The organism is Paraburkholderia sp. FW306-2-2C-D06C, assembly GCF_058781505.1.
The window spans coordinates 17,629-39,890 of record NZ_JBYSWU010000039.1 but is presented as its reverse complement, the minus strand read 5'-3'; the positions used below and the strand labels follow the sequence as shown (position 1 = coordinate 39,890).

20 protein-coding genes and 1 tRNA gene are annotated in these 22,262 nt (G+C 63.5%); 10 read left to right on the top strand and 11 right to left on the bottom strand.

Annotated elements, in window-relative coordinates; all coding sequences use genetic code 11:
- Positions 1-85: 85 nt before the first annotated feature.
- The 7 genes from coaE to AC3WLT_RS25465 form a co-directional block, all read right to left on the bottom strand.
- Positions 86-688, bottom strand: a complete 603-nt coding sequence (gene coaE, locus AC3WLT_RS25495) for a dephospho-CoA kinase (RefSeq protein WP_492594459.1) — start codon at positions 686-688, stop codon at positions 86-88.
- 3 nt (positions 689-691) lie between these two features.
- Complete coding sequence (locus AC3WLT_RS25490) at positions 692-1,633, bottom strand: prepilin peptidase (RefSeq protein WP_492594458.1); 942 nt, start codon at positions 1,631-1,633, stop codon at positions 692-694.
- 28 nt (positions 1,634-1,661) lie between these two features.
- Positions 1,662-2,891 carry a type II secretion system F family protein gene (locus AC3WLT_RS25485; protein ID WP_492594457.1) on the bottom strand — a complete coding sequence of 410 codons (1,230 nt, stop codon included), beginning with the start codon at positions 2,889-2,891 and terminating at the stop codon, positions 1,662-1,664.
- On the bottom strand, positions 2,888-4,180 hold the full coding sequence (locus tag AC3WLT_RS25480; protein ID WP_492594456.1) for a GspE/PulE family protein: 1,293 nt from the start codon (positions 4,178-4,180) through the stop codon (positions 2,888-2,890). The genes AC3WLT_RS25485 and AC3WLT_RS25480 overlap by 4 nt, the downstream gene beginning before the upstream one ends.
- A 130-nt stretch (positions 4,181-4,310) precedes the next feature.
- Entirely contained in the window at positions 4,311-5,615 is a 1,305-nt protein-coding gene (locus AC3WLT_RS25475) for an HlyC/CorC family transporter (protein WP_492594455.1), read from the bottom strand.
- Positions 5,616-5,821: 206 nt separating this feature from the next.
- Positions 5,822-5,898, bottom strand: a tRNA-Pro gene (locus tag AC3WLT_RS25470).
- Between the two features lie 48 nt (positions 5,899-5,946).
- Positions 5,947-6,939: a polyprenyl synthetase family protein gene (locus AC3WLT_RS25465; protein WP_492594454.1), complete on the bottom strand. Its 993-nt coding sequence runs from the start codon at positions 6,937-6,939 to the stop codon at positions 5,947-5,949.
- Between the two features lie 238 nt (positions 6,940-7,177).
- Here AC3WLT_RS25465 and rplU point away from each other — a divergent pair, with 238 nt between their 5' ends.
- From rplU to proB, 4 genes are all read left to right on the top strand, one after another.
- Positions 7,178-7,489 (top strand): 50S ribosomal protein L21, encoded by a 312-nt coding sequence (gene rplU / locus AC3WLT_RS25460; RefSeq protein ID WP_007180329.1) that lies wholly within the window; start codon positions 7,178-7,180, stop codon positions 7,487-7,489.
- Between the two features lie 25 nt (positions 7,490-7,514).
- A complete protein-coding gene (gene rpmA / locus AC3WLT_RS25455) occupies positions 7,515-7,778 on the top strand; it encodes a 50S ribosomal protein L27 (RefSeq protein WP_020071242.1) in 264 nt (87 codons plus the stop codon).
- Between the two features lie 245 nt (positions 7,779-8,023).
- Positions 8,024-9,145: an Obg family GTPase CgtA gene (cgtA, locus tag AC3WLT_RS25450; protein ID WP_492594453.1), complete on the top strand. Its 1,122-nt coding sequence runs from the start codon at positions 8,024-8,026 to the stop codon at positions 9,143-9,145.
- A gap of 72 nt (positions 9,146-9,217) precedes the next feature.
- On the top strand, positions 9,218-10,336 hold the full coding sequence (proB, locus tag AC3WLT_RS25445) for a glutamate 5-kinase (RefSeq protein WP_492594452.1): 1,119 nt from the start codon (positions 9,218-9,220) through the stop codon (positions 10,334-10,336).
- Between the two features lie 118 nt (positions 10,337-10,454).
- Here proB and AC3WLT_RS25440 read toward each other — a convergent pair whose 3' ends face one another.
- Positions 10,455-11,012 (bottom strand): CNP1-like family protein, encoded by a 558-nt coding sequence (locus AC3WLT_RS25440; protein ID WP_492594451.1) that lies wholly within the window; start codon positions 11,010-11,012, stop codon positions 10,455-10,457.
- Between the two features lie 74 nt (positions 11,013-11,086).
- Positions 11,087-11,821: an RNA pyrophosphohydrolase gene (locus AC3WLT_RS25435; RefSeq protein WP_492594450.1), complete on the bottom strand. Its 735-nt coding sequence runs from the start codon at positions 11,819-11,821 to the stop codon at positions 11,087-11,089.
- A 272-nt stretch (positions 11,822-12,093) separates the two neighbouring features.
- On the opposite strand from AC3WLT_RS25435, the gene AC3WLT_RS25430 reads away from it, so the two are divergent.
- Both AC3WLT_RS25430 and AC3WLT_RS25425 read left to right on the top strand, forming a co-directional pair.
- Positions 12,094-13,830: a proline--tRNA ligase gene (locus AC3WLT_RS25430; protein ID WP_492594449.1), complete on the top strand. Its 1,737-nt coding sequence runs from the start codon at positions 12,094-12,096 to the stop codon at positions 13,828-13,830.
- 12 nt (positions 13,831-13,842) lie between these two features.
- Positions 13,843-14,442 (top strand): MarC family protein, encoded by a 600-nt coding sequence (locus AC3WLT_RS25425; RefSeq protein WP_492594448.1) that lies wholly within the window; start codon positions 13,843-13,845, stop codon positions 14,440-14,442.
- Between the two features lie 96 nt (positions 14,443-14,538).
- Here the strand turns inward: AC3WLT_RS25425 and AC3WLT_RS25420 are convergent, their stop codons facing one another.
- Positions 14,539-15,090 carry a hypoxanthine-guanine phosphoribosyltransferase gene (locus AC3WLT_RS25420; RefSeq protein WP_492594447.1) on the bottom strand — a complete coding sequence of 184 codons (552 nt, stop codon included), beginning with the start codon at positions 15,088-15,090 and terminating at the stop codon, positions 14,539-14,541.
- Between the two features lie 140 nt (positions 15,091-15,230).
- A complete protein-coding gene (gene ffh, locus AC3WLT_RS25415) occupies positions 15,231-16,598 on the bottom strand; it encodes a signal recognition particle protein (protein WP_492594446.1) in 1,368 nt (455 codons plus the stop codon).
- 81 nt (positions 16,599-16,679) lie between these two features.
- Between ffh and AC3WLT_RS25410 the strand changes: the two genes are divergently transcribed.
- The 4 genes from AC3WLT_RS25410 to AC3WLT_RS25395 all read left to right on the top strand — a co-directional run bounded on the left by AC3WLT_RS25410 (position 16,680) and on the right by AC3WLT_RS25395 (position 22,033).
- A complete protein-coding gene (locus AC3WLT_RS25410) occupies positions 16,680-17,615 on the top strand; it encodes a cytochrome C assembly family protein (RefSeq protein ID WP_492594445.1) in 936 nt (311 codons plus the stop codon).
- 7 nt (positions 17,616-17,622) lie between these two features.
- Entirely contained in the window at positions 17,623-17,940 is a 318-nt protein-coding gene (locus AC3WLT_RS25405; RefSeq protein WP_492594444.1) for a PP0621 family protein, read from the top strand.
- Complete coding sequence (gene ampD, locus AC3WLT_RS25400) at positions 17,937-18,533, top strand: 1,6-anhydro-N-acetylmuramyl-L-alanine amidase AmpD (protein ID WP_492594443.1); 597 nt, start codon at positions 17,937-17,939, stop codon at positions 18,531-18,533. The genes AC3WLT_RS25405 and ampD overlap by 4 nt, the downstream gene beginning before the upstream one ends.
- A 494-nt stretch (positions 18,534-19,027) precedes the next feature.
- Positions 19,028-22,033 carry a ribonucleoside-diphosphate reductase subunit alpha gene (locus tag AC3WLT_RS25395; protein WP_492594442.1) on the top strand — a complete coding sequence of 1,002 codons (3,006 nt, stop codon included), beginning with the start codon at positions 19,028-19,030 and terminating at the stop codon, positions 22,031-22,033.
- The last annotated feature ends 229 nt before the right edge of the window (positions 22,034-22,262 follow it).

Here is a 22,262-nt window from a genome sequence, read left to right as displayed (position 1 = left end):
TCGCCGTGCTGCAAAGTTCAATGGTTCAATGCGGAGTGCGCACCGAAGTACGCATGTTACGTGCCGCTCATGCGCGCCTCGCTGCTCACGCGCCTGCGAGCGCCAAATACATGCGATGCTGCGCGTCGACCTGCGCCACGAGCGCATCGAGCGGCGCGTTGTCGTTGTCGATCACGTCGTCGGCTGCGGCGAGGCGCGCTTCGCGCGTGGCCTGCCGGGCGATGATCGCCAGCACCTGTTCGCGGCTGAACGCGTTGCGGCGCATCACGCGCGAGATTTGCGTTTCGACGCTGCAATCGACGGTCAGCACGCGATTCACACGGCTCTTCCAGCTACCCGACTCGACCAGCAGCGGGACGACCACGATTACATACGGTCCGCGCGCCTCGCGCTGCTCGCGCTCGGTCTCCGCGCGAATCAACGGGTGTGTGATGCCTTCGAGGCGCTTGCGCGCGCCGTCGTCGCTGAACACCAGGGTGCGCATGCGGGCGCGGTCGAGCGAGCCGTCCGCCGCGACGAACGAGTCGCCGAACTCGGCGGCGATCTGCGGCATCGCAATACCTTGCGGCGCGGTGATGCGGTGCGCGATCAGGTCCGTATCGACGAGCGGCACGCCGCGCGCGGCGAACAGATCCGCCACGGTCGATTTGCCGCTGCCGATGCCGCCGGTCAATCCCACAGCAAACATGCTTCAGCCCCCCAGAGCCAGATAAAGCGGTGTGCCGAGAAACAGCGTAACAGCGCCGCCCGCGGCCAGAAACGGTCCGAACGGCAGTGGTTCCTCGAAGCGCATGCGTCCGCGCCACGTTGCCGCGAGACCGACCACCGCGCCGGCGATCGCCGCGATCAGCACGATTTGCGGCAGCGCGGCCCAGCCGAGCCACGCACCGAGCGCGGCCAGCAGTTTGAAATCGCCATAACCCATGCCTTCGACGCCGCGCACCAACCGGAACAGCCAGTGCACGACCCACAGCACCAGGTAGCCGAAGATCGCGCCCAGCACTGCATCGTGCAGGCTCGCGAACATGCCGTTGAAGTTGACGATCAGACCTGCCCACAAAAGCGGCAGCGTCATCGAGTCCGGCAGCAGATGGGTGTCGATGTCGATCGCGCTCATCGCCAGCAACGCGGCGCACAGGCCGAAAGCGGCGAGCGCCATGCCGGTCGGGCCATACAGCGCGAGCGCGCCTGCCGCGCAGGCGGCGCTGGAGATTTCGAGCAACGGGTAGCGCAGGCTCACGCGCCTTTTGCATGCGGAGCAGCGCCCGCGCAGCAGCAGATAGCTCAGCACGGGCAGGTTCTCCCAGGCGCTCAGCACGTGGCCGCAGTGCGGGCAGGCGCTGCGCGGCACCCACAAGTTGTAGCGCGCGGGCAGACCGTCTTCTTCGAGCGGTTTGTCGGTCGCCTCGCTGACTTCCTCGCGCCATGCGCGCTCGAGCATGATCGGCACGCGATGCACGACCACGTTGAGGAAACTGCCGATCACGAGGCCGAACACGATCGCGAATGCAATCTGCAGTCCGGCGGGCAAGCTGCCGAACGCGAGGCAGAGCCCGGCTGCGAAGTGAATGGGTAGCAAGCCCGAAAGCACGCTGGAAGAAGTTTCTGACACGAGTTGGGCGGTAGCCTGCATGGCGAAAGAGTTGGATTCGGCTGCGATGCTACACCACGTTGCCGAGTTGAATAATGGGAAGATACATCGCGATTACAAGGCCGCCGACCAGCGTACCGAGCACGACGATGACGAGCGGCTCGCACAGGCTCGACAGCGTGCCGATCTTTTCGTCTACCTGACGATCGCTCAGGGACGCTATGTCGATCAGCATCGTATCGAGCGCGCCGGATTCTTCGGCGACCGCCACCGGCTGGACGACCTCCGGCGGAAAACAGAGCGCCGCGCGCATCGCCGCGGCGAGCCGTTCGCCGCGCCGCAGCCGCGCGGCAATTTCCGCGGTGGCGCGGTCGAAGAATGCGTTGCCGGTGGCGTGCGTCAATGAATCGAATGCGTCGGCGAGCGGCGTGCCGGCTGACAGCAGCGTGCCGAGCGCGCGGCTCCAGCGGGCCGCGCATAACGTGCCCAGCAACGGACCGGCGACCGGTATTGTCAGCGACAGGCGGGCGAAGGAGATGCGTGCCGCTTCGGAACGCCGTAGCAGAAACGTCATGGCCCAGGCTGCGGCGAAACACATGACGACCACGGGTATGCTCCAGCGCGCTGCAGCGGATGAGAGCGCCAGCACGAACTGCGTCGGTGCGGGCAGCTTCGCGCCGAAGCCGTCGAAGATCTGCTTGAAGGTGGGGACGACCCATATCAGCAACGCTGCGGTAATCGCAATCGCGAGCAGCAGAATCGCCACCGGATAGGTCAGCGCCGCTCGCACCTTGGCACGCTGCGCGGCGGCGCGTTCGCGGTCGTCGGCGAGCCGGGCGAGGACCGTTGCCAATGCGCCGGCCGCTTCGCCGACCTCGACGAGCTGGCAGTACAACGCATTGAATTGCGCCGGATGCCGCTGCAACGCCGCCGAAAAACGCAGGCCGGCGGTGATATCACGCGCCAGCGCACCGACGATCCGCGGCAGGCCGGGCCGGCGCGAACTTTGCGCCTGGGCGAGAAGGTCGAGCGCGGGCGCGAGCGGCAAACCGGCGCGCAGCAGACTGGCAAGCTGGCGGGTGAATATCGTGACGTCGGCGGCGCGCGTTTTTGGGCGCGGCGCCGGCCCGCGGGCTGTCAGTTCGACGATGAACAAGTTGTCTCGCTTGAGCATCGCTCGCGCGGCGCCGGCGTCCGGCGCAATGAGTGCGCCGTTTTTGTGGACGCCGTCGGCGTCGACGCCGCGCCATCGGAAACGCAGATCGGCAGATGCGGGCTGAGGAGGTGTGGCGGCGATCATGCGACCTCGGTAGCGGCAAGCGCTTCGGCGAGACTCGTGGTGCCGTCGCGGACGCGAGCCAACGCCGCGTCGCGCAACGTGGCCACCCGTTCGGTTTGCGCGAGGCGGGCAAGCTCGTGCGTGCTTGCGCTCGTTACGATCAGCTCGCGCATCGCGTCGGAGATGGGCATCACCTGGTGAACCCCGACGCGGCCCCGGTAGCCGATGCCGTGGCAGGCCGCGCATCCGCTCGCGGCATACGGCTGCAAGCCGTCGAGTTGGTGGCCGGCAAAGCCCGCTGCTCGCAGCGCCGCCGCCGATTGCGGCGCCGGTGCGCGGCAGGCCGTACAAAGCCGCCGCACCAGCCGCTGCGCCGTCACCATCCGCAGCGCGGCGGCGAGGTTGTACGGCTCGACGCCGATGTCGATCAGGCGCGCGACGGCAGCAGGGGCGTCGTTCGTATGCAGGGTGGACAGCACCAGGTGGCCGGTTTGCGCGGCTTTTACGGCGACGTCGGCGGTTTCGTCGTCGCGGATTTCGCCGACCATGATCACGTCCGGGTCCTGACGCAGAAACGCGCGCAACGCCACTGCGAAGGTCAGCCCGGCCTTTTCGCGCACGCTGACCTGATTGATTCCCGCCAGTTGAATCTCAGCCGGATCTTCGACCGAACATAGATTGCGCGCCTCGTCATTGAGCAGTTGCAGAAAGCAGTACAGCGACAGCGTCTTGCCGCTGCCAGTCGGGCCGGTGACGAGCACGAGGCCGTGCGGCGCGCGGATTGCGGCGTCCACCGCTTTGCGCTGTTGCGGATCGAGGCCGAGCGAGTCGAGCGAAAGGTCGGCGGGCAGCGCGTCGAGCCTGCGTAACACCAGCTTTTCGCCGAACAGGGTAGGCAGCGAGTTGACGCGATAGTCTTCGGTCCGGCCGGGCGACGTGGCGATACGCAGCCGGCCGTCCTGCGGCACCCGCCGCTCGGCGATGTCCATGCGCGCCAGCACCTTCACGCGCGTGATGAACGCGTCGCGCAAATGTGCCGGGGGCGCGGGGATCTCATGCAGCACGCCGTCGATCCGCAAACGCACGCGCCAGCCGCGCTCCGCCGGTTCGATGTGCAGGTCCGACGCGTTGCGGCGGGTCGCTTCCTGCAACGTGTCGGTCAGCAGCCGAACGGCAGGAGCGTCGCCGGGATCGGGGAGGTTTGTGCCGGCTTGCGCCGCGAACGCGTTGGGTTGCGGTTTGGCGGCGATTTCGCTATCGAAAGCGATGGACCGCAACGCCGGCGCCGCCGGTTGAAAAGAAACTTGCATGAGAGACCGGTGATGAGCCGCCTGTAGAACACGACGACTTCATCATCCGGTAAGGCGGCGCTCGCCACCATTCAGTCGATCGGCTAATGGCGCGCGTTGTGCCCGTGTGCGATGCTGCAGCGTGCAGGACTTAGCTGCGCGCCGCTTTCGTGGCTTTCGCGCCGGCGCGCGTGGGTGGCTTGAACAGCTTGACGGTGCGGATCGCCTGATCGTCGCTGCGCATCACTTCGAGTTTCACGTCGCCGATCTGCACGCACATGTCGCCGTCGGGGATGTCTTCGAGAATTTCGAGGATCAGGCCGTTGAGCGTTTTCGGTCCGTCGGTGGGCAGCGTGAGATGCAGCCAGCGGTTCAGTTCGCGCAGCGGCATGCTGCCCGCGACGATGCATTCGCCGTTCTCGTTCCAGCCGCCGCGCGAATTGGCGCCGCGTGGAATCGACGTGGTGAATTCGCCGATCAGTTCTTCGATGATGTCTTCCGGCGTGACCAGCCCTTGCAGCTCGCCGTACTCGTTGACGACCAGCGCCGTGCGATGGCGGCTTTCCTGGAAGTACTGCAGCTGCTGGAACACCGGTGTGCCGGTCGGCACGAAATACGGCTCGGCCAGCAGTTCGCGCAGCGTCTCGCGCTCCAGTTCCTGGTTGTGCAGCGCCGCCAGCGTCTTGCGCACATGCAGCACGCCGAGTACCCGGTCGATATCGCCCTGATAGACGATCAGCTTGTTGTGATAGCAGGTTTCGAGCTGATGCAGGATCTGCTCGAATGGCGCGTCGAAGTCGAGCGCTTCGATCCGGCGGCGCGGGATCATCACGTCGTCGACGGAAATGTTTTCGAGGTCGAACAGGTTCAGCAGAATGCTGCGGTGCTTGGTGGGCATGAAGCTGCCCGATTCGAGCACGATGGTGCGGAGCTCTTCGGTGGAAAGACGCTGATCGCGCGCGCCCTTGGTATTGATATGCAGCACCCGCAGGATGCTGTTCGCGAACAGATTGACGAACCAGACGAGCGGCTTGGCGACGCGCATCATCGGCGCGATCAGCAGGCTGGCCGGCAGCGCTATCTTTTCCGGGAACGTCGCGCCGACGATTTTCGGCGTGATCTCCGCGAACACGATGATCAGAAACGCAACGATGCCGGTCGCGATCGACAGCACCACGTTGTTACGGCCGAATGTGTGCAGCGCGATCGAGGTGGTGAGCACCGGGATGATCGTGTTGAACAGATTGTTGCCGATCAGGACGACGCTCAACAGCTGGTCGGTGCGTGCGAGCAGACCTTGCGTGGTCTTTGCGCCGAGCACGTTCTGATTGGCAAGATGTTTCAGGCGATGGCGGTTGATCGCCATCATCGCCGTTTCGGAAATCGAAAAGAAACTGGAGCAGACGAGCAGCAGAAAGACGGCGCCAATCTGCGCCCATAAGGGAAGTTGTTCCACGCGTCGTGAAGGATAGGGGACAGGATGGAGAGAATATAGCAGAGGGGGCCATGCGAGCCGCCTGGCCGGATGGCTTAAGGCACATGACACTCCCCGCGCGGATCTCGCATGAGAAGCGAAAAGAGGCGCAAAAAATCGCGACCCAAAACAAAAAACCGCCGAGCAAGCTGGGCGGTTTTTCGAGCCTTGAGCTAACAAGGCAAATCTGGTCGGGGTGAGAGGATTCGAACCTCCGGCCTCTACGTCCCGAACGTAGCGCTCTACCAGGCTAAGCTACACCCCGATTTGTACTGCGAACTCGATTCAGACTATTCCGGCGTTTCAGTCTCGTTCAAGACTGTCTTGCCGTCGAGTAAGAACATAATTCTAGCAGGCTTTCTTTGTAAATGGAATCGGGAAACGAAGAAATTGCGGCGGCGGCTGCCTGGGCTTCCTGTTTCGCGCATTCGAGCGTGTGATCCAGCGCGCCGGAACGCGTGATGGCTTCGAAAATCGTGTCGAAACGGTCGGTTCCGCCCTGTTCGATCGCCTCGCGTGCGAGCGCCGACTGCTCCGGCGTGCCGCGTTCGATCAGATAGATCAGCGGGAGCGTGGGTTTGCCTTCGCGCAGGTCGTCGCCGGCGTTCTTGCCCATCGATTCCGCCGTACCCGTGTAGTCGAGCCAGTCGTCCATGATCTGGAACGCTGTGCCGATGCGCCGGCCGAATTCCGCCGCCGCGGCTTCGGTTTTCGCGTCCGAGCCGGCCAGCACCGCGCCGAGCTGGGCGGCGGCTTCGAACAGTTTGGCGGTTTTGTAGCGGATCACCTGCATGTAGCGCGCTTCGTCCACGTCGGCGTCGTGCATGTTCAGCAGTTGCAGCACTTCGCCTTCGGAGATGATGTTGGTCGCCTCCGACAGGATTTCCATCACACGCATCTTGCCCACGCCGACCATCATCTGGAACGAGCGTGAGTACAGAAAATCGCCAACCAGCACGCTCGCCGCGTTGCCGAACAGCGCGTTGGCGGTCTGCCGGCCGCGCCGCAGATCGGATTCGTCGACTACGTCGTCGTGCAGCAGCGTGGCCGTATGGATGAATTCGACCACCGCGGCCAGTTCATGCCGATGCCCGGTGGTTTCGCCCAGCGCGCCCGCCACCAGCAGCAGCAGCGCGGGCCGCAGCCGCTTGCCGCCGGCGCTGATGATGTACTCGGAAATCTGATTGATCAGCATCACGTCGGACGCCAGACGGTGCCGTATGACGCGATTGACCTGCTGCATGTCTTCGGCGATCGGAGCGAGCAGGCTGGCGGCGTTGGAGGAGGGGGTGGCAGTCGACGACATGATGGCTGAATTGGGTAGTGCCGCGAATTATAAGGCGAATCGCGACAGTTCCGGGTCGCAGGCTGTGGCGCGGCGTAATGCGGGCCACAGCAAGGGCGTGCGCCGGTGCCGTACGGCGGGCGTTGGGCGGCGGGTTCGGCGCCTTTCAACGAGTTTTGACCGCGCAGCTAACTCTATGTATAATCACGGGTTTCCGCGCGCGGTGCGTGGGAAAAATGAACACAGAGTGAGGTTCTCAATGTACGCGGTCATAAAAACCGGTGGCAAGCAGTATAAAGTTGCCGTCGGCGAAAAACTTAAAGTAGAACAGATACCGGCAGACATTGACGCTGAAATCACGCTCGACCAGGTTCTCGCAGTGGGCGAAGGCGAATCGATTAAGTTCGGTACGCCGCTGGTCAGTGGGGCTTCCGTCAAGGCTACCGTCGTGTCGCAAGGTCGTCACGCCAAAGTGACCATCTTCAAGATGCGTCGCCGGAAGCACTACCAGAAGCATGGCGGCCACCGCCAGAACTATACCGAACTGCGCATCGACGCGATCAACGCGTAAGCGCACCGGTTAAGGAGCAAATCAAATGGCACACAAAAAGGCAGGCGGATCGTCCCGGAACGGCCGCGACTCTGAATCGAAGCGTCTCGGCGTGAAGGTTTACGGCGGTCAGGCCATCAACGCTGGCGGCATCATCGTGCGTCAACGTGGCACGCGTATGCACGCTGGCGAAAACGTCGGTATCGGCAAGGATCACACCTTGTTCGCGCTGACGGACGGCCACGTCCAGTTCTCGACGAAAGGCGCAGCGAAGAAGCACATGGTCAACGTCGTCCCGGCAGCAGTCTGAGTTTAATCAGGCACGGGCTTCAGGACCGGAAAAAGGCCCCGCGAAGTTAGCGGGGCTTTTTTTATTGCAGCGCTTTTTGCCGGATGAATTTGCCGGACGAGTCCGCAAGATTGAGCCGGCCATGCCGGTGCGGCTAGCCGAACGGCTGATTGATCAGCGCGCGGCGGGCACGGCAAAATAGCAGTATCCGACAGTATCAAACCTGGCAGCACTATCTAGCAGCACACCACGGGACGGAGTTACGCATGAAGTTCATTGACGAAGCGAGGATTGAAGTCATCGCCGGCGACGGAGGGGATGGCAGCGCGTCGATGCGCCGCGAGAAGTTCGTTCCGTTCGGCGGCCCGGATGGCGGCGACGGCGGCCGGGGCGGCAGCGTGATCGCGGTGGCAGACCGCAACATCAACACGCTGATCGACTACCGCTACGCGAAAAAACATATGGCGCGCAACGGCGAAAACGGCCGCGGCGCGGACTGCTACGGCAAAGGCGGCGACGACATCACGTTGCGCATGCCGGTCGGCACTACCATCACGGACATGGAAACCGGCGAGCTGATCGCCGACCTGACCGAGCACAATCAGAGCGTGCAGATCGCGCAAGGCGGCGCAGGCGGCCTCGGCAATCTGCATTTCAAATCCAGTACGAACCGCGCGCCGCGCCAGAAGACTGACGGCAAGCCCGGCGAGCGCCGCATGGTGCGCCTCGAACTGAAGGTGCTGGCCGACGTCGGTCTGCTCGGCATGCCGAACGCCGGCAAGTCGACCTTCATTTCGTCGGTGTCGAACGCGAAGCCGAAAATCGCCGATTACCCGTTCACCACGCTCGCGCCGAATCTCGGCGTGGTGCGCGTGGGACCGAGCCGCAGCTTCGTGATCGCCGATATTCCTGGGCTGATCGAAGGCGCGGCGGAAGGCGCAGGCCTCGGTCATCAGTTCCTGCGCCATTTGCAGCGCACCGGTCTGCTGCTGCACATCGTCGACCTCGCACCGTTCGACGAAGCGGTCGATCCGGTCGCGGAAGCCAAGGCAATCGTCAACGAGCTGCGCAAGTATGACGAGCTGCTGTATGAGAAGCCGCGCTGGCTGGTGCTGAACAAGCTCGACATGGTGCCTGAAGACGAGCGCGAAGCGCGCGTCGCGGCATTCCTCGAAGGCTTCGGCTGGGACGGTCCAGTGTTCGAGATTTCGGCGTTGACTGGCCAGGGTTGCGAGAATCTTTGCTATGCGGTGTTTGACCACATCGCCGCGCATTCGGACGCGCAGCGCGCGGCCGAAGCCGAAGACCTCGCTGCCGACGTGCGTTTCCGCGACAAGCCGGAAGCGCCGGCCGCTGCGGCATCGGACAGCGTCGACCCGCAGGAATAACAAGCCTGAGCGCCGGCTGCTTAAATGAGGCTGCCGGCAGACATCACGCGTCATCTTGGGAGACCGCGCACAATGCGTTCCGTCATCGCAGATTCACGGCGATTGGTAGTGAAAGTCGGCTCGAGCCTCGTCACCAACGACGGGCGCGGCCTCGATCATGCTGCGATCGGCCGCTGGGCCGCGCAGATTGCGGCGCTGCGCGCGCAGGGCAAGGAAGTCGTGCTGGTCAGCTCGGGCGCCATCGCTGAAGGGATGCAGCGGCTCGGCTGGACCAGGCGGCCACGCGAAATCGATGAATTGCAGGCGGCCGCGGCCGTCGGCCAAATGGGCTTGGCGCAGGTCTACGAGAGCCGCTTTGCTGCGCATTCGATCCAGACCGCACAGATTCTACTGACGCATGCCGATCTGGCCGACCGCGAACGCTATCTGAACGCGCGCTCCACGTTGCTGACTCTGCTGCGCTTGGGCGTCGTGCCGATCATCAACGAGAACGACACGGTCGTGACCGACGAAATCAAGTTCGGCGACAACGACACGCTGGGTGCGCTCGTCGCGAACCTGATCGAAGGGGATGCGCTCGTCATCCTCACCGATCAGCAAGGTCTTTTTACCGCCGACCCGCGCAAGGATCCGAGCGCAACGCTTGTCCAGCAAGCCGATGCCGGCGCGCCGGAACTCGAAGCGATGGCGGGCGGCGCGGGCTCGAGCCTCGGCCGCGGCGGCATGTTGACCAAGATTCTTGCGGCCAAGCGCGCGGCGCACAGCGGCGCCGACACAGTGATCGCGAGCGGTCGCGAAGCGGATGTGTTGTCGCGACTCGCCTCGGGCGAAGCGATCGGCACACAGCTGATCGCGCGCACCGCGCGGATGGCGGCGCGCAAGCAATGGATGGCGGATCACCTGCAGGTGCGCGGCCACGTCGTGATCGACGACGGCGCGGTCGAGAAGCTGACGGAGGGCGGCAAGAGCTTGCTGCCGATCGGCATCGTCGGCGTGCAGGGCGCGTTTGCGCGCGGCGAAGTAATTGCGTGTCTGAGCGTCGCCGGGCGGGAAGTCGCGCGTGGTCTGACGAACTACAGCAGTGCGGAAACCAAGCTGATCCAGCGGCGTCCGAGCGGCGATATCGAATCGGTACTCGGCTACATGCTGGAACCGGAGTTGATTCACCGCGACAACCTCGTGCTGGTCTGATCCGCCGCCACAGCAGGGCCTGCGCGGCATACAAAAAAGCAGTTCCAGCGTGAGCTGGAACTGCTTTTTTACTTCCGCGATGCGTCGCTCAGATGTGAAGAACGCCCAATAAAACGCCTCAGCGGATCATTGAGGTCGCCGTGCGCTTGTAGCGGATATTCTCGACAATCTGCTTCGCGCTGCCCGTGGGTATCTTGTTCGCGCACATATAATCCTGGTACAGCGCCGCCTGATAGGCGTTCAGCGCGCCGTTCTCGATGCGGGTGAAGTCGTTCGCGACCGTTCTGTCCCAGCCGTCGTGATCCGCGTTCAGGCCCGCATATAGACGCCATTCGTAGGTGTCGCAGCGAATCCCCTCGTAATTCACATTGCGCGCGCCGCTGGGGCTCGTCACGACTACGGCATAGCGCACCACGCCGTCGGTGCCGACGCTAAGCGAGTTTTTGTCGATCGAGAACTGCAGCGGCGTGTTGCCGGAAACCTCGAAGGGCAGCAGATTCGAGTCTTGCGGCAGCGGCGGCAAGGTGTCCACCTTGTTTTCAACCCAGGTACCCTTCCGGTCCAGCAGATAGGTGAACGCGCTGTCGTCTTTATTGGTTGGTTTGCCGGCGCTCGAACAGCCAGCCAGCAGGGCGCCGGTGGCGACGCACGCCACGACGAGAGCAAGTGCTTTCAATATGATTTCCTCGAAACACTGGCGCGGCTATCGAGCCGCGCCAGCAGAGGCGGCATGGACAGCCGCACAGATTATCAACTGCGCACGCCTCTTCGAAAGAGCGAGCCGGCGGTTTCGCGCTCTGGTTCGTCTTCTTGTCCCGACGCGGCGCCCACTTCGGTTTCCGACCCGGAACCCGGCCCGCAATCGGACACAATCGACGTCGTGTGAATCGATGTTTCGATGCTAACGGAGGTCACCGTCATCATCGTCGAATCTGGCGGACCTTCCATCGACGACGCTATCCGGGGATAACGCGGCCCATGGTGCCCGCCAGGTTTTTCCGCACGCGGCGCAGCCCGGCGCATGAAACGGGATAGCTCCGTCAGCGCCAACTGATACACATCCCGCTTGAACTCGATCACACAGTCGAGCGGCACCCAGTACTCGTTCCAGCGCCACGCATCGAACTCAGGGTGGTCGGTGGCGCGCAAGCAGATGTCGCAATCGCGTCCAACCATCCGGAGCAAAAACCAGATTTGTTTCTGGCCGCGGTAATGACCGCGTACTTCGCGCTTGATGAACTTGTCAGGCACCTCATAACGCAACCAGTCGCGCGTGCGACCAATCACCTTGACGTGCTCAGGAAGCAGGCCGGTTTCTTCGTGTAACTCCCGATACATCGCTTGCACGGGGGTCTCACCGTACTTGATGCCCCCTTGCGGAAACTGCCAGGAATGTTCACGGAGCCGTTTGCCCCAAAACACCTCGTTGTGCGCGTTCAAGAGGATGATGCCGACGTTCGGGCGAAAGCCTTCACGATCCAGCATACAACCACCTTCGAATCCTTTAAAATTGCTTTGATTATAAACAGATAACGGTCCCGACGCACCGATTCGCACCAGAATGGAACGATTCGCCGCAAAAGGGCCGCGTTTGCGGTAGCCTGTCAGTCTTCCCGCGCCTTACCCTTTGCTGCAAAGGCTTTGCGCGGCAGCGTCGGCGCCGTGGTCTGGCGGGCCTGCGCCGGGTCTGCGTTGATTCCCCACCGTTTTCACCTTTCGGGCGGTCCCTCCGGAGCCGCCGCTTTTGGAAAATCTGAATGAAAGCTTCCCGTTTCTTTATCGGCACCCTGAAAGAAGCTCCCGCCGACGCCGAGATCGTCAGTCACAAGCTCATGGTGCGCGCCGGCATGATCCGCCGCGTCGCCGGCGGCATCTATAACTACCTGCCGATCGGCCTGCGCTCGATCCGCAAGGTGGAAGCCATCGTGCGCGAAGAAATGAACCGGGCAGGCGCGATCGAGTTGTTGATGCCGGCGGTGCAGCCGGCCGAGCTGTGGCAGGAGTCGGGCCGCTGGGAAAAGTACGGCCCCGAGCTGCTGCGCTTCAAGGACCGCAAGCAATCCGATTTCGTGATCGGACCGACCCACGAAGAAGTGGTGACGGACATTGCGCGTAACCAGATCAAGAGCTACCGCCAGTTGCCGGTGAACTTCTATCAGATCCAGACGAAGTTCCGCGACGAAATCCGTCCGCGTTTCGGCGTGATGCGCGGCCGCGAGTTCATCATGAAAGACGCGTATTCGTTCGACAAGGACGCAGAAGGTCTGCGCGAGTCGTATCGCAAGATGTACAACGCCTACGTGCGCATCTTCACGCGCCTCGGTCTGGACTTTCGCGCGGTGGCGGCGGACAACGGTTCGATCGGCGGCAGCGGTTCGCATGAATTCCACGTGATCGCCGAGACCGGCGAAGACGCGATCGCCTACTGCCCGACATCCGACTTCGCGGCGAACGTCGAAGCCGCTGAAGCGCTGCCGCTCTACAAGGAGCGCGCAGCGCCCGCCGAGGAAATGAAGAAGACCGCAACGCCCGGCAAGGCCAAGTGCGAAGCCGTGGCTGAACTGCTGAACATTCCGCTCGAGCGCACCATCAAGTCGATCGTTCTCGCCACGGAAAACGAAGGCGCCGAGCCGACTATCTGGCTGCTGATGCTGCGCGGCGATCACGATCTGAACGAGATCAAGGCGAGCAAGCTGCCGGGTCTGGCCGAATTCCGCATGGCCACTGAAGCCGAGATCGTCGAGACCTTCGGCACGCCGCCGGGTTACCTCGGCCCGATCAACACGAAGAAGCCGGTCAAGGTGGTCGCGGATCGCACGGTCGCGAACATGAGCGACTTCGTGGTCGGCGCGAACGAGGTCGATTACCACACGACCGGCGTGAACTGGGGCCGCGATCTGCCGGAACCGCTCGTCGCCGATATCCGCAACGTGCAGAAAGGCGATCCGTCGCCGGACGGCAAGGGCGTAATCGACATCTGCCGTGGCATCGAAGTCGGCCACGTGTTCCAGCTCGGCACGAAATATTCGGAAGCATTGAACGCCACGTGCCTCGACGAAACCGGCAAGCCGCAGCCGATGGAAATGGGCTGCTACGGCGTCGGCGTCACGCGTATTCTCGGCGCGGCGATCGAACAGAATTTCGACGACAAGGGCATCATCTGGCCGGAATCGATCGCCCCGTTCGAAGTCGTGTTGTGCCCGATGGGATATGACCGCAGCGAAGCCGTGCGCGAGCAGGCCGACAAGCTATACGCGGCCTTGGTCGAAGCGGGCGTCGACGTGATCCTCGATGATCGCGGCGAGCGCCCGGGCGTGATGTTCGCCGACTGGGAGCTGATCGGTGTGCCGCATCGTCTGGTGATCGGCGATCGTGGCCTGAAGGAAGGCAAGCTCGAATACCAGGGGCGCCGCGACGCTGAAGCGACGCTGCTGCCGGTCGAAGACGCCGCCCAAACGGTGATCGGGAAGATCCGCGCTGCGTTGGCGCACTAAGCGGAGCGGACGGTGGAGTACACCTTCCTGTCCGCCACCGTCCTGCTGCTACTGATCACCGACCCGCTCGGCAATATTCCGCTCTTCATCAGTTGTCTGCGCGGCGTGGTGCCCAAGCGGCGCATGGCCGTCATTCTCCGTGAGGTGGCGATCGCCTTCGCGATCCTGCTGGTCTTCATGGTGGTCGGCGACCGGTTCCTGCGCATGATGAGTCTGACGGATCAGTCGTTGCGCATCGGCGGCGGGATCGTGCTGTTTCTGATCGCGCTCCGGATGGTGTTTCCGCATCCGGACGGTCCGTTCGGCGGCGACGCGCGCGGCGGCGAGCCGCTGATCGTCCCGCTCGCCATTCCGGCTCTGGCGGGTCCGTCGGCGCTGGCGACGGTGATGCTGCTGACGTCGCAGGCGCCTGGCAAGATGTTCGAGTGGATCGGTGCATTGACTGTCACGATGATTGTCTGCGCGATCGTGCTGATGCTGGCCGAGCGGATTCAGAGCTGGCTGGGTGAGCGCGCGATGATGGCGTTCGAGCGGCTGATGGGGCTCGTGCTGGTGGCCATCTCAGTCGAGATGATGCTGGGCGGGATTCGAACCTTCGTGCATCAACTATGAAGCGGGTGTCACACGGCAAACGAAAAAAAAGCGGCCTGCAAAGGCCGCTTTTTCGTTTGCCGCGACTTCAGCCGCAGGCATGTACAAACTGGAAACTCACGCCCCTTCGGCCAACGCGCGGATGGTCGGCAGGTTGCGCCAATAGCCTTTGGCATCCATTCCGCAGCCGAACACATAGCGGTCCGGCACTTCGAAGCCGCAGTAATCCGGGCGCAGCGGCTTGGCCTTCGGAATGATCTTCTCGCACAGCACCGCGCTCAGGAAGCGCTTCGCGCCCATAGCGAGGATGCGGTCGCGAATCGCGGCCATCGTCTCGCCTTCGTCGAGAATGTCGTCCAGCACCAGCACCACGCGATCCTTCACCGACTCGGCCGGCGCCACGCGCCACTGCATCTCGTTGCCGCCCTTGGTGGTGTTGCGGTAGCGGGTCAGGTGGATGTAGTCGAACTCGAGCGGGAAATCGAGGTGCGGCAGCAGCATGCCGGTGAACACCGCCGCGCCGCCCATCACCGACAGCACGAGCGGGAAGTCCTCGCTCATTTCGTCGCGGATGGCGGCCGCCATGCCGCGGATCGATGCGTTGACGTCGTCGGCCGAAACGATTTCTTCGGAGTGGCTAAAAATGTGGAGAGCTTCTTCGCGGTTCATGACGTCTGACGGGCGGTAACTGTATACATAGTGTGGGTGAGAACGGCGGTGTGCGGTACAGAATAAACCCGCACAAACCCGGAGTCAGCCGCGCGAGCCGTTCGTGCACGGCATCGCGGGCGCCGCCGTCTTGGTAAAGCTTAGCGCATGCCGGGCAACATGCCCTTCATGCCGCGCATCATCTTCTGCAGATTGCCGCCCTTGAGCTTCTTCATCATCGTGCGCATCTGGTCGTATTGATTCAGCATGCGGTTGACTTCCTGCACCTGCACGCCCGCACCCGCGGCGATACGGCGCTTGCGGGTGGCCTTGATGAGTTCGGGTTTGGCGCGCTCCTGCGGCGTCATCGAATTGATGATGCCTTCCATGCGGCGCATCTGTTTCTCGGCCTGGCCCATGTCGGCGCCCGCGGCGGCCTGCTGGAACTGCGCGGGCAGCTTGTCCATCAGCGTGGACAGGCCACCCATGTTTTTCATCTGCGAGAGTTGCGCGCGGAAGTCGTTGAGGTCGAAGTCGCCGCCTTTCTTGACCTTATCCGCGAGCTTCTGCGCGGCTTGCACGTCCACACCGCGCTGCGCTTCTTCGACAAGGGCGAGAATGTCGCCCATGCCGAGAATCCGGTTCGCCATACGGTCCGGATAGAAGACTTCGAGGCCGTCGAGCTTTTCGGCGACGCCGACGAACTTGATCGGCTTGCCTGTCACATGACGCACGGAGAGCGCTGCGCCGCCGCGCGAATCGCCGTCGAGCTTGGTGAGCACAACGCCGGTGAGCGGCAGCGCGTCGCTGAAGGCCTTGGCGGTGTTCACCGCATCCTGACCCAGCATCGCGTCGACCACGAACAGCGTTTCCGCCGGTTTCAGCGTGCTGTGCAGCGCCGCGATCTCCTGCATCATCGCTTCGTCGATACCGAGACGGCCGGCCGTGTCGACCAGCAGCACGTCATGGTAGTGGCGCTTGGCCCAGTCGACCGCGGCGCGCGCGATATCGACCGGCTTCTGATCCGATTCCGACGGGAAGAAGTCCGCGCCGACCTGCTCGGTCACCGTCTTCAACTGCGCGATAGCGGCAGGGCGGTAGACGTCGCACGAAACGGTCAGCACTTTCTTCTTGTACTTCTCGCGCAGCAACTTGGCGAGTTTGCCGACCGTGGTGGTTTTGCCGGCCCCTTGCAGACCCGCCATCAGGATGACGGCCGGCGGCGTGACGGCGAGATTGAGTTCGGCGGCCTTGCCTTCGTAGTCGCCGCCGATCACCGCGGTCAGCTCGCGCTGCACCACGCCGACCAGCGCCTGACCCGGCGACAGACTGCTGATGACTTCCTCGCCGAGCGCCTTTTCCTTCACCTTGGCGATGAACTCGCGCACGACGGGCAGCGCCACGTCCGCCTCGAGCAGCGCCAAGCGCACTTCGCGCAGCATTTCCTGGGTGTTCGCCTCGGTGAGCCGGGCTTCGCCGCGCAGCGTCTTGACGACGCGCGCCATCCGTTGAGTCAGATTGTCGAGCATGGGGAGCGATGAACAGTGCGGCCCGGGCAGCGCGCGAAGTGGAAGACGTCGCGGAGTAGGGGCCTAGTGTAAACTTCGAATATGGATATTGTACTGTATGCCCTCACCGCACTCCTGTACGGCGGTCTCGCCGTCGCCGGCTGGCGCTCGCACCGGCACGCCGCCGTGCGCCCCATGCTCGGGAGCGTGCCGCCGGTGCCGGCCGGCGCGGGCATGCCGGCTTCGGCGGCCTCATCGGCCGCCTCAGGCATGAGCACGTCGGGCCGCGCGCTGCTGTTCGTTGCGCTGCTCGCGCACGGCGTGCTGCTGCATACCACCATCTTTCCCCAGAACGCGATGGTGTTCGGCTTCGCGTTCGCGCTGTCGGCGATGTTCTGGCTCGGCGCCGGCATCTACTGGATCGAGAGCTTTTTCTTTCCGCTCGACGGGCTGCGCCTGCTGGTGCTGCCGCTCGCCTGCGTGGCGTCTTTATTGCCGCTCGCGTTCAACGGCGTGCGCGTGCTGCCGTACTCGGCCGCGCCGATGTTCAAGCTGCACTTCCTGATCGCCAACATCGCGTACGGTTTGTTCGCGATCGCGGCGCTGCACGCGATTCTGATGCTGATGGTCGAGCGCCGGCTGCACGCAATGCGCGGCGGCCTTGCGCAGCGGCATGCGGCCGCAGCGGGGAACGGCTGGCTGTCCAGTTGGCTCGATACCTTGCCGCCGCTGCTGACGCTGGAGAAGCTGCTGTTCCGTCTGATCGGCGCGGGCTTCGTGCTGCTTACGCTTACCTTGGTCTCGGGCATCCTGTTCAGCGAGCAACTGGTCGACCGTGCATTGCGGCTCGATCACAAGACCGTCTTCGCGATTCTTTCCTGGGTGATGTTCGGCGCGCTGCTGACCGCGCGCAAGGTGTCCGGCTGGCGCGGCCGTGCGGCGTTGCGCTGGGTGCTGGCGTCGTTCGTCGCGCTGTTGCTGGCGTATGTCGGCAGCCGTTTCGTTTTCGAGGTGCTGTTGCACCGTGCCGTAGTGTGAGCGTCCTATGCGACAAATTTTTTTGCTGATCCTGTTGTTCATCGTCGGCCAGTGGCTGGTGAAGGCGCTGCGTCGTCATGAAGCGCAATCGGCGCAGCGCACCGGCGCCGGCGCGAATGGCGCCGCGGGTGCAAAAGGCCCGAATGGCGGCGCGCATGCGTCCGCTGGAGCGCAGCCGCAGCTCGCCGAGCCGATGATCCGTTGCGTCGAGTGCGGCGTGCATGCGCCGAAGAGCGATTCGGTAGTGGTGGACGGGCAGCCGTTCTGCAGCGCCGCGCACGCGCAGCGTCACAGCGCGCGGCCGACGGGCCGCGACGCTCGATGAGCGTCGAGTTCACCGTCGATGCCGACGGTTGGGTCGCCGCTGCACGCAAATTGCCATCGCCGAATTTCGAGGCACGGCCCGCCGGCGCCGTGCCGACGCTAATCGTCGTCCACAACATCAGCCTGCCGCCCAACGAGTTCGGCGGCACGGCGATCGCCGAACTGTTCCAGAATCGTCTCGACTGCGATGCCCACCCGTACTACGACACGCACCTGCGAGGTGTGCGGGTGTCGGCGCATTTCGTGATTCACCGCGACGGCGTGCTCGAACAATATGTGTCGTGCGACGAGCGCGCCTGGCACGCTGGGCCGTCGAATTTTTTCGGCCGCGAGCGCTGCAATGATTTCTCCATCGGCATCGAGCTGGAAGGCAGCGACACGACGGCCTTCGAGGCAGCGCAATACCACACGCTCGGCGCGCTCGTGAGGGCGCTCAAGGCCCGCTATCCGGTCGAAGCGCTCGCCGGTCACTCGGACATCGCCCCCGGTCGCAAGACCGATCCAGGGCCGCATTTCGAGTGGCAGCGTCTGCAGCGCGACACCGCGCTCGCGGATCGGTATTTCCCCTATCTCAAGTTTTCCAAAACGCGGTAACGACCCTTCGCGCGAGTTCGCGTGATGCGAGGAGAGCGAGGCACAGCCTTGCTCTCCGGGGAGCCGGTTTCGCGCCGTGCGATCCAAAAGTCAACCCCGAAGGCGCAAATAAATCGATTTGATCTGTCTTGAAACTCCACTATACTTGGTGCCAGAAATCCAGTTTTGCACTATATCTTGTGTTGCCGTGCGGCGCCCCGCTCCCAGAGCATGGCGCCGCAAGCATTCCAGGCAGCGAAAAACAATTCCTGCGGCACGGCCGGTAGCGGGAACCGGCAGCGTCCAGAAGCATTCAGGAAAAGGGCACAGCAAGTGATCGCGACACACACGATGAAGACCGTTTTCAAATCAAATTCAGCTTCATCGCTGTCGCATCCCGCCACCTGGCTCAGCCGGCCTTTTTCCTGCACCCCATCGCTTGCGCACGCGGCGGCGCAGCGTTCGTTTTAATCCGCGGCTTTCACCGCAACATTTCCAGGATCAGGAGCTTGCACATGCAAACCACCGACAACGTGACGACCCGGTACGAGGGCTCACCGACTGGCCAGGCCTTCGGCCAGGCACAAGGCGCACAAGCGCTCGCGCCGCAAGCGACGTATGCCGACTACAAGGTGATCCGCCGCAACGGCAGCGTGGTGTCGTTCGAACCGTCGAAAATCGCCATCGCCGTGACGAAGGCATTTCTGGCCGTCAACGGTGGTCAAGGCGCGGCGTCGGCACGGGTGCGCGAGCTGGTCGAGCAACTCACGCTGAACGTGGTGCGCGCATTGCTGCGCAGCCGCCCGAACGGCGGCACGTTCCATATCGAAGACATCCAGGATCAGGTCGAACTCGCGCTGATGCGCGGCGGCGAGCACAACGTCGCGCGTGCGTACGTGCTGTACCGCGAGAAGCGCAGTCAGGCGCGCGGTCATGACGAGCAGGCAGCTGGCGGCGCGCCGGGCCTGAACGTGACGGATAACGGCGTCACCCGTCCGCTGGATATGGCAGCGCTGCGCGGCATCATCGAATCCGCTTGCGCGAACCTGGGCGACGCCGTGAGCGCCGAGCCGATCGTCGCGGAAACGGTGAAGAACCTGTACGACGGCGTGCCGATGACCCAGGTCTACGACTCGGCGATCCTGGCCGCCCGCACGATGATCGAAAAAGACCCGGCCTACAGCCAGGTCACCGCACGCATCCTGCTGCACACGATCCGCCGCGAGATCCTCGAAGAGGAAGTCACGCAAGCGGAAATGGGCGAGCGCTATGCCGAGTACTTCCCGCAGTTCATCAAGCGCGGCGTGCAAGCCGAACTGCTCGACGACAAGCTGCTGCAGTTCGACCTGAAGCGCCTCAGCGCCGCGCTCGACAACAACCGCGATCTGCAATTCGGCTACCTCGGCCTGCAAACGCTGTATGACCGTTACTTCCTGCATCACGACGGCGTGCGTATCGAAATGCCCCAGGCATTCTTTATGCGTGTTGCGATGGGTCTGTCGCTGAACGAGATCGACCGCGAAGCGCGCGCGATCGAGTTTTACAACGTGCTGTCGAGCTTCGACTTCATGTCGTCCACGCCCACTTTGTTCAACTCGGGCACCCGCCGCTCGCAACTGTCGTCGTGCTACCTGACGACGGTCGACGACGACCTCGACGGCATCTACGAAGCACTGAAGGAAAACGCGCTGCTGTCGAAGTTCGCCGGCGGTCTGGGCAACGACTGGACGCGCGTGCGTGCTCTCGGCTCGCACATCAAGGGCACCAACGGCAAGTCGCAAGGCGTGGTGCCGTTCCTGAAGGTCGTCAACGACACGGCGGTGGCCGTGAACCAGGGCGGCAAGCGCAAAGGCGCGGTGTGCGCATACCTGGAAACGTGGCACCTGGACATCGAGGAATTCCTCGAGCTGCGTAAGAACACCGGCGACGACCGTCGCCGCACCCACGACATGAACACGGCGAACTGGATTCCCGACCTGTTCATGAAGCGCGTGCACGAAGGCGGCGACTGGACGCTGTTCTCGCCGTCCACCTGCCCGGACCTGCACGACAAGTTCGGCGCCGAGTTCGAAGCGGCTTACACGGCTTACGAAGACAAGGTCGCGCGCGGCGAGATCAAGCTGTTCAAGAAGATTCCGGCGGCGCAGCTGTGGCGCAAGATGCTGGGCATGCTGTTCGAAACCGGCCACCCGTGGATCACGTTCAAGGATCCGTGCAATGTGCGCTCGCCGCAACAGCACGTCGGCGTCGTCCACTCGTCGAACCTGTGCACGGAAATCACGCTGAACACCAGCGACGCCGAAATCGCCGTCTGCAACCTGGGCTCGGTGAATCTTGTTGCACATTTGAAAGAACAGGCCGACGGCACCCTGGTGCTCGACCACGACAAGCTGAAGCGCACTGTCAGCGTGGCGATGCGCATGCTCGACAACGTCATCGACATCAACTACTACGCGGTCGCCAAGGCACGTAACTCGAACCTGAAGCATCGTCCGGTCGGCATGGGCATCATGGGCTTCCAGGACTGCCTGCACCTGCTGCGCACGCCGTACGCGTCGGAAGAGGCGGTCAAGTTCGCCGACACGTCGATGGAAGCGGTCTGCTACTACGCGTACTACGCGTCGACCGAACTGGCGCAGGAGCGCGGTCGCTACTCCAGCTACCGCGGCTCGCTGTGGGATCGCGGCATCCTCCCGCAAGACTCGGTGAAGCTGCTGGCCGAAGCGCGCGGCGGCTATGTGGAAGTCGACTCGAGCGAGTCGATGGACTGGACCGAACTGCGTTCGCGCATCGCCACCTACGGCATGCGCAACTCGAACTGCGTCGCGATTGCGCCGACGGCGACGATCTCGAACATCATCGGCGTGTCGGCTTGCATCGAACCGACTTTCCAGAACCTGTACGTGAAGTCGAATCTGTCAGGCGAATTCACGGTGGTCAACGACTACCTGGTGCGCGACCTGAAGGCGCGCGGCCTGTGGGACGAAGTGATGGTCGCCGACCTGAAGTACTTCGACGGCACGCTCTCGCGCATCGACCGCATCCCGGCCGACCTGCGCGCGATCTACGCTACGGCGTTCGAAGTCGACCCGAAGTGGCTGGTCGAAGCGGCGTCGCGCCGTCAGAAGTGGATCGACCAGGCGCAGTCGCTGAACATCTACATGGGCGGCGCGTCGGGTAAGAAGCTCGACGAGATCTACAAGCTCGCATGGGTGCGCGGCTTGAAGACGACTTACTACCTCCGCACGATGGCGGCGACCCACGTCGAGAAGTCGACGGTGGCGCACGGCGCGCTGAACGCGGTGTCGTCGGGTGGCGGCGAAGGCTCGGGCGGTGCGGGTGGTGTCGGCGGTGGCGCGGCTGGTGGTTTCGGCGTGAGCGGCGGTGCTGCGGGTGGCGCAGCAGGCGGCGTCCAGGCAGCGGCGGCAGTCGCGGTTGAAGCAGCGCCGGAAGCGGATGGTCCGGTGTGCATGATGCGTCCGGGCGACCCTGGCTTTGAAGAGTGCGAGGCTTGCCAGTAAGCAGGAAGCAAGCAGCAGAATCGCTGCTTGCTGACGGGTCGTAGGTAATGACCCGCATGCGGCGAGCAGCGAGCTTCGCGTGAGTGAAGCAGTAGCGAAGCGGATGAGCGGCGCGGCGATGAAGATGGGAGTCGCGCCGCTCATCGAAACCGCGGCAGCAGATTGAAGTAGCTGAAGGAAGCAGAAGGAAGTAGCAAAGCGGTAGATCAGCAGTCAGCAGTCGGCAGCA

What these genes read in the sequence shown, in the direction of transcription:
- coaE (WP_492594459.1), bottom strand. Translation starts at nt 688, where the DNA reads ATGTTTGCTGTGGGATTGACCGGCGGCATCGGCAGCGGCAAATCGACC.
- AC3WLT_RS25490 (WP_492594458.1), bottom strand. Translation starts at nt 1,633, where the DNA reads ATGCAGGCTACCGCCCAACTCGTGTCAGAAACTTCTTCCAGCGTGCTT.
- AC3WLT_RS25485 (WP_492594457.1), bottom strand. Translation starts at nt 2,891, where the DNA reads ATGATCGCCGCCACACCTCCTCAGCCCGCATCTGCCGATCTGCGTTTC.
- AC3WLT_RS25480 (WP_492594456.1), bottom strand. Translation starts at nt 4,180, where the DNA reads ATGCAAGTTTCTTTTCAACCGGCGGCGCCGGCGTTGCGGTCCATCGCT.
- AC3WLT_RS25465 (WP_492594454.1), bottom strand. Translation starts at nt 6,939, where the DNA reads ATGTCGTCGACTGCCACCCCCTCCTCCAACGCCGCCAGCCTGCTCGCT.
- rplU (WP_007180329.1), top strand. Translation starts at nt 7,178, where the DNA reads ATGTACGCGGTCATAAAAACCGGTGGCAAGCAGTATAAAGTTGCCGTC.
- rpmA (WP_020071242.1), top strand. Translation starts at nt 7,515, where the DNA reads ATGGCACACAAAAAGGCAGGCGGATCGTCCCGGAACGGCCGCGACTCT.
- cgtA (WP_492594453.1), top strand. Translation starts at nt 8,024, where the DNA reads ATGAAGTTCATTGACGAAGCGAGGATTGAAGTCATCGCCGGCGACGGA.
- proB (WP_492594452.1), top strand. Translation starts at nt 9,218, where the DNA reads ATGCGTTCCGTCATCGCAGATTCACGGCGATTGGTAGTGAAAGTCGGC.
- AC3WLT_RS25435 (WP_492594450.1), bottom strand. Translation starts at nt 11,821, where the DNA reads ATGCTGGATCGTGAAGGCTTTCGCCCGAACGTCGGCATCATCCTCTTG.
- AC3WLT_RS25430 (WP_492594449.1), top strand. Translation starts at nt 12,094, where the DNA reads ATGAAAGCTTCCCGTTTCTTTATCGGCACCCTGAAAGAAGCTCCCGCC.
- AC3WLT_RS25420 (WP_492594447.1), bottom strand. Translation starts at nt 15,090, where the DNA reads ATGAACCGCGAAGAAGCTCTCCACATTTTTAGCCACTCCGAAGAAATC.
- ffh (WP_492594446.1), bottom strand. Translation starts at nt 16,598, where the DNA reads ATGCTCGACAATCTGACTCAACGGATGGCGCGCGTCGTCAAGACGCTG.
- AC3WLT_RS25410 (WP_492594445.1), top strand. Translation starts at nt 16,680, where the DNA reads ATGGATATTGTACTGTATGCCCTCACCGCACTCCTGTACGGCGGTCTC.
- AC3WLT_RS25405 (WP_492594444.1), top strand. Translation starts at nt 17,623, where the DNA reads ATGCGACAAATTTTTTTGCTGATCCTGTTGTTCATCGTCGGCCAGTGG.
- ampD (WP_492594443.1), top strand. Translation starts at nt 17,937, where the DNA reads ATGAGCGTCGAGTTCACCGTCGATGCCGACGGTTGGGTCGCCGCTGCA.
- AC3WLT_RS25395 (WP_492594442.1), top strand. Translation starts at nt 19,028, where the DNA reads ATGCAAACCACCGACAACGTGACGACCCGGTACGAGGGCTCACCGACT.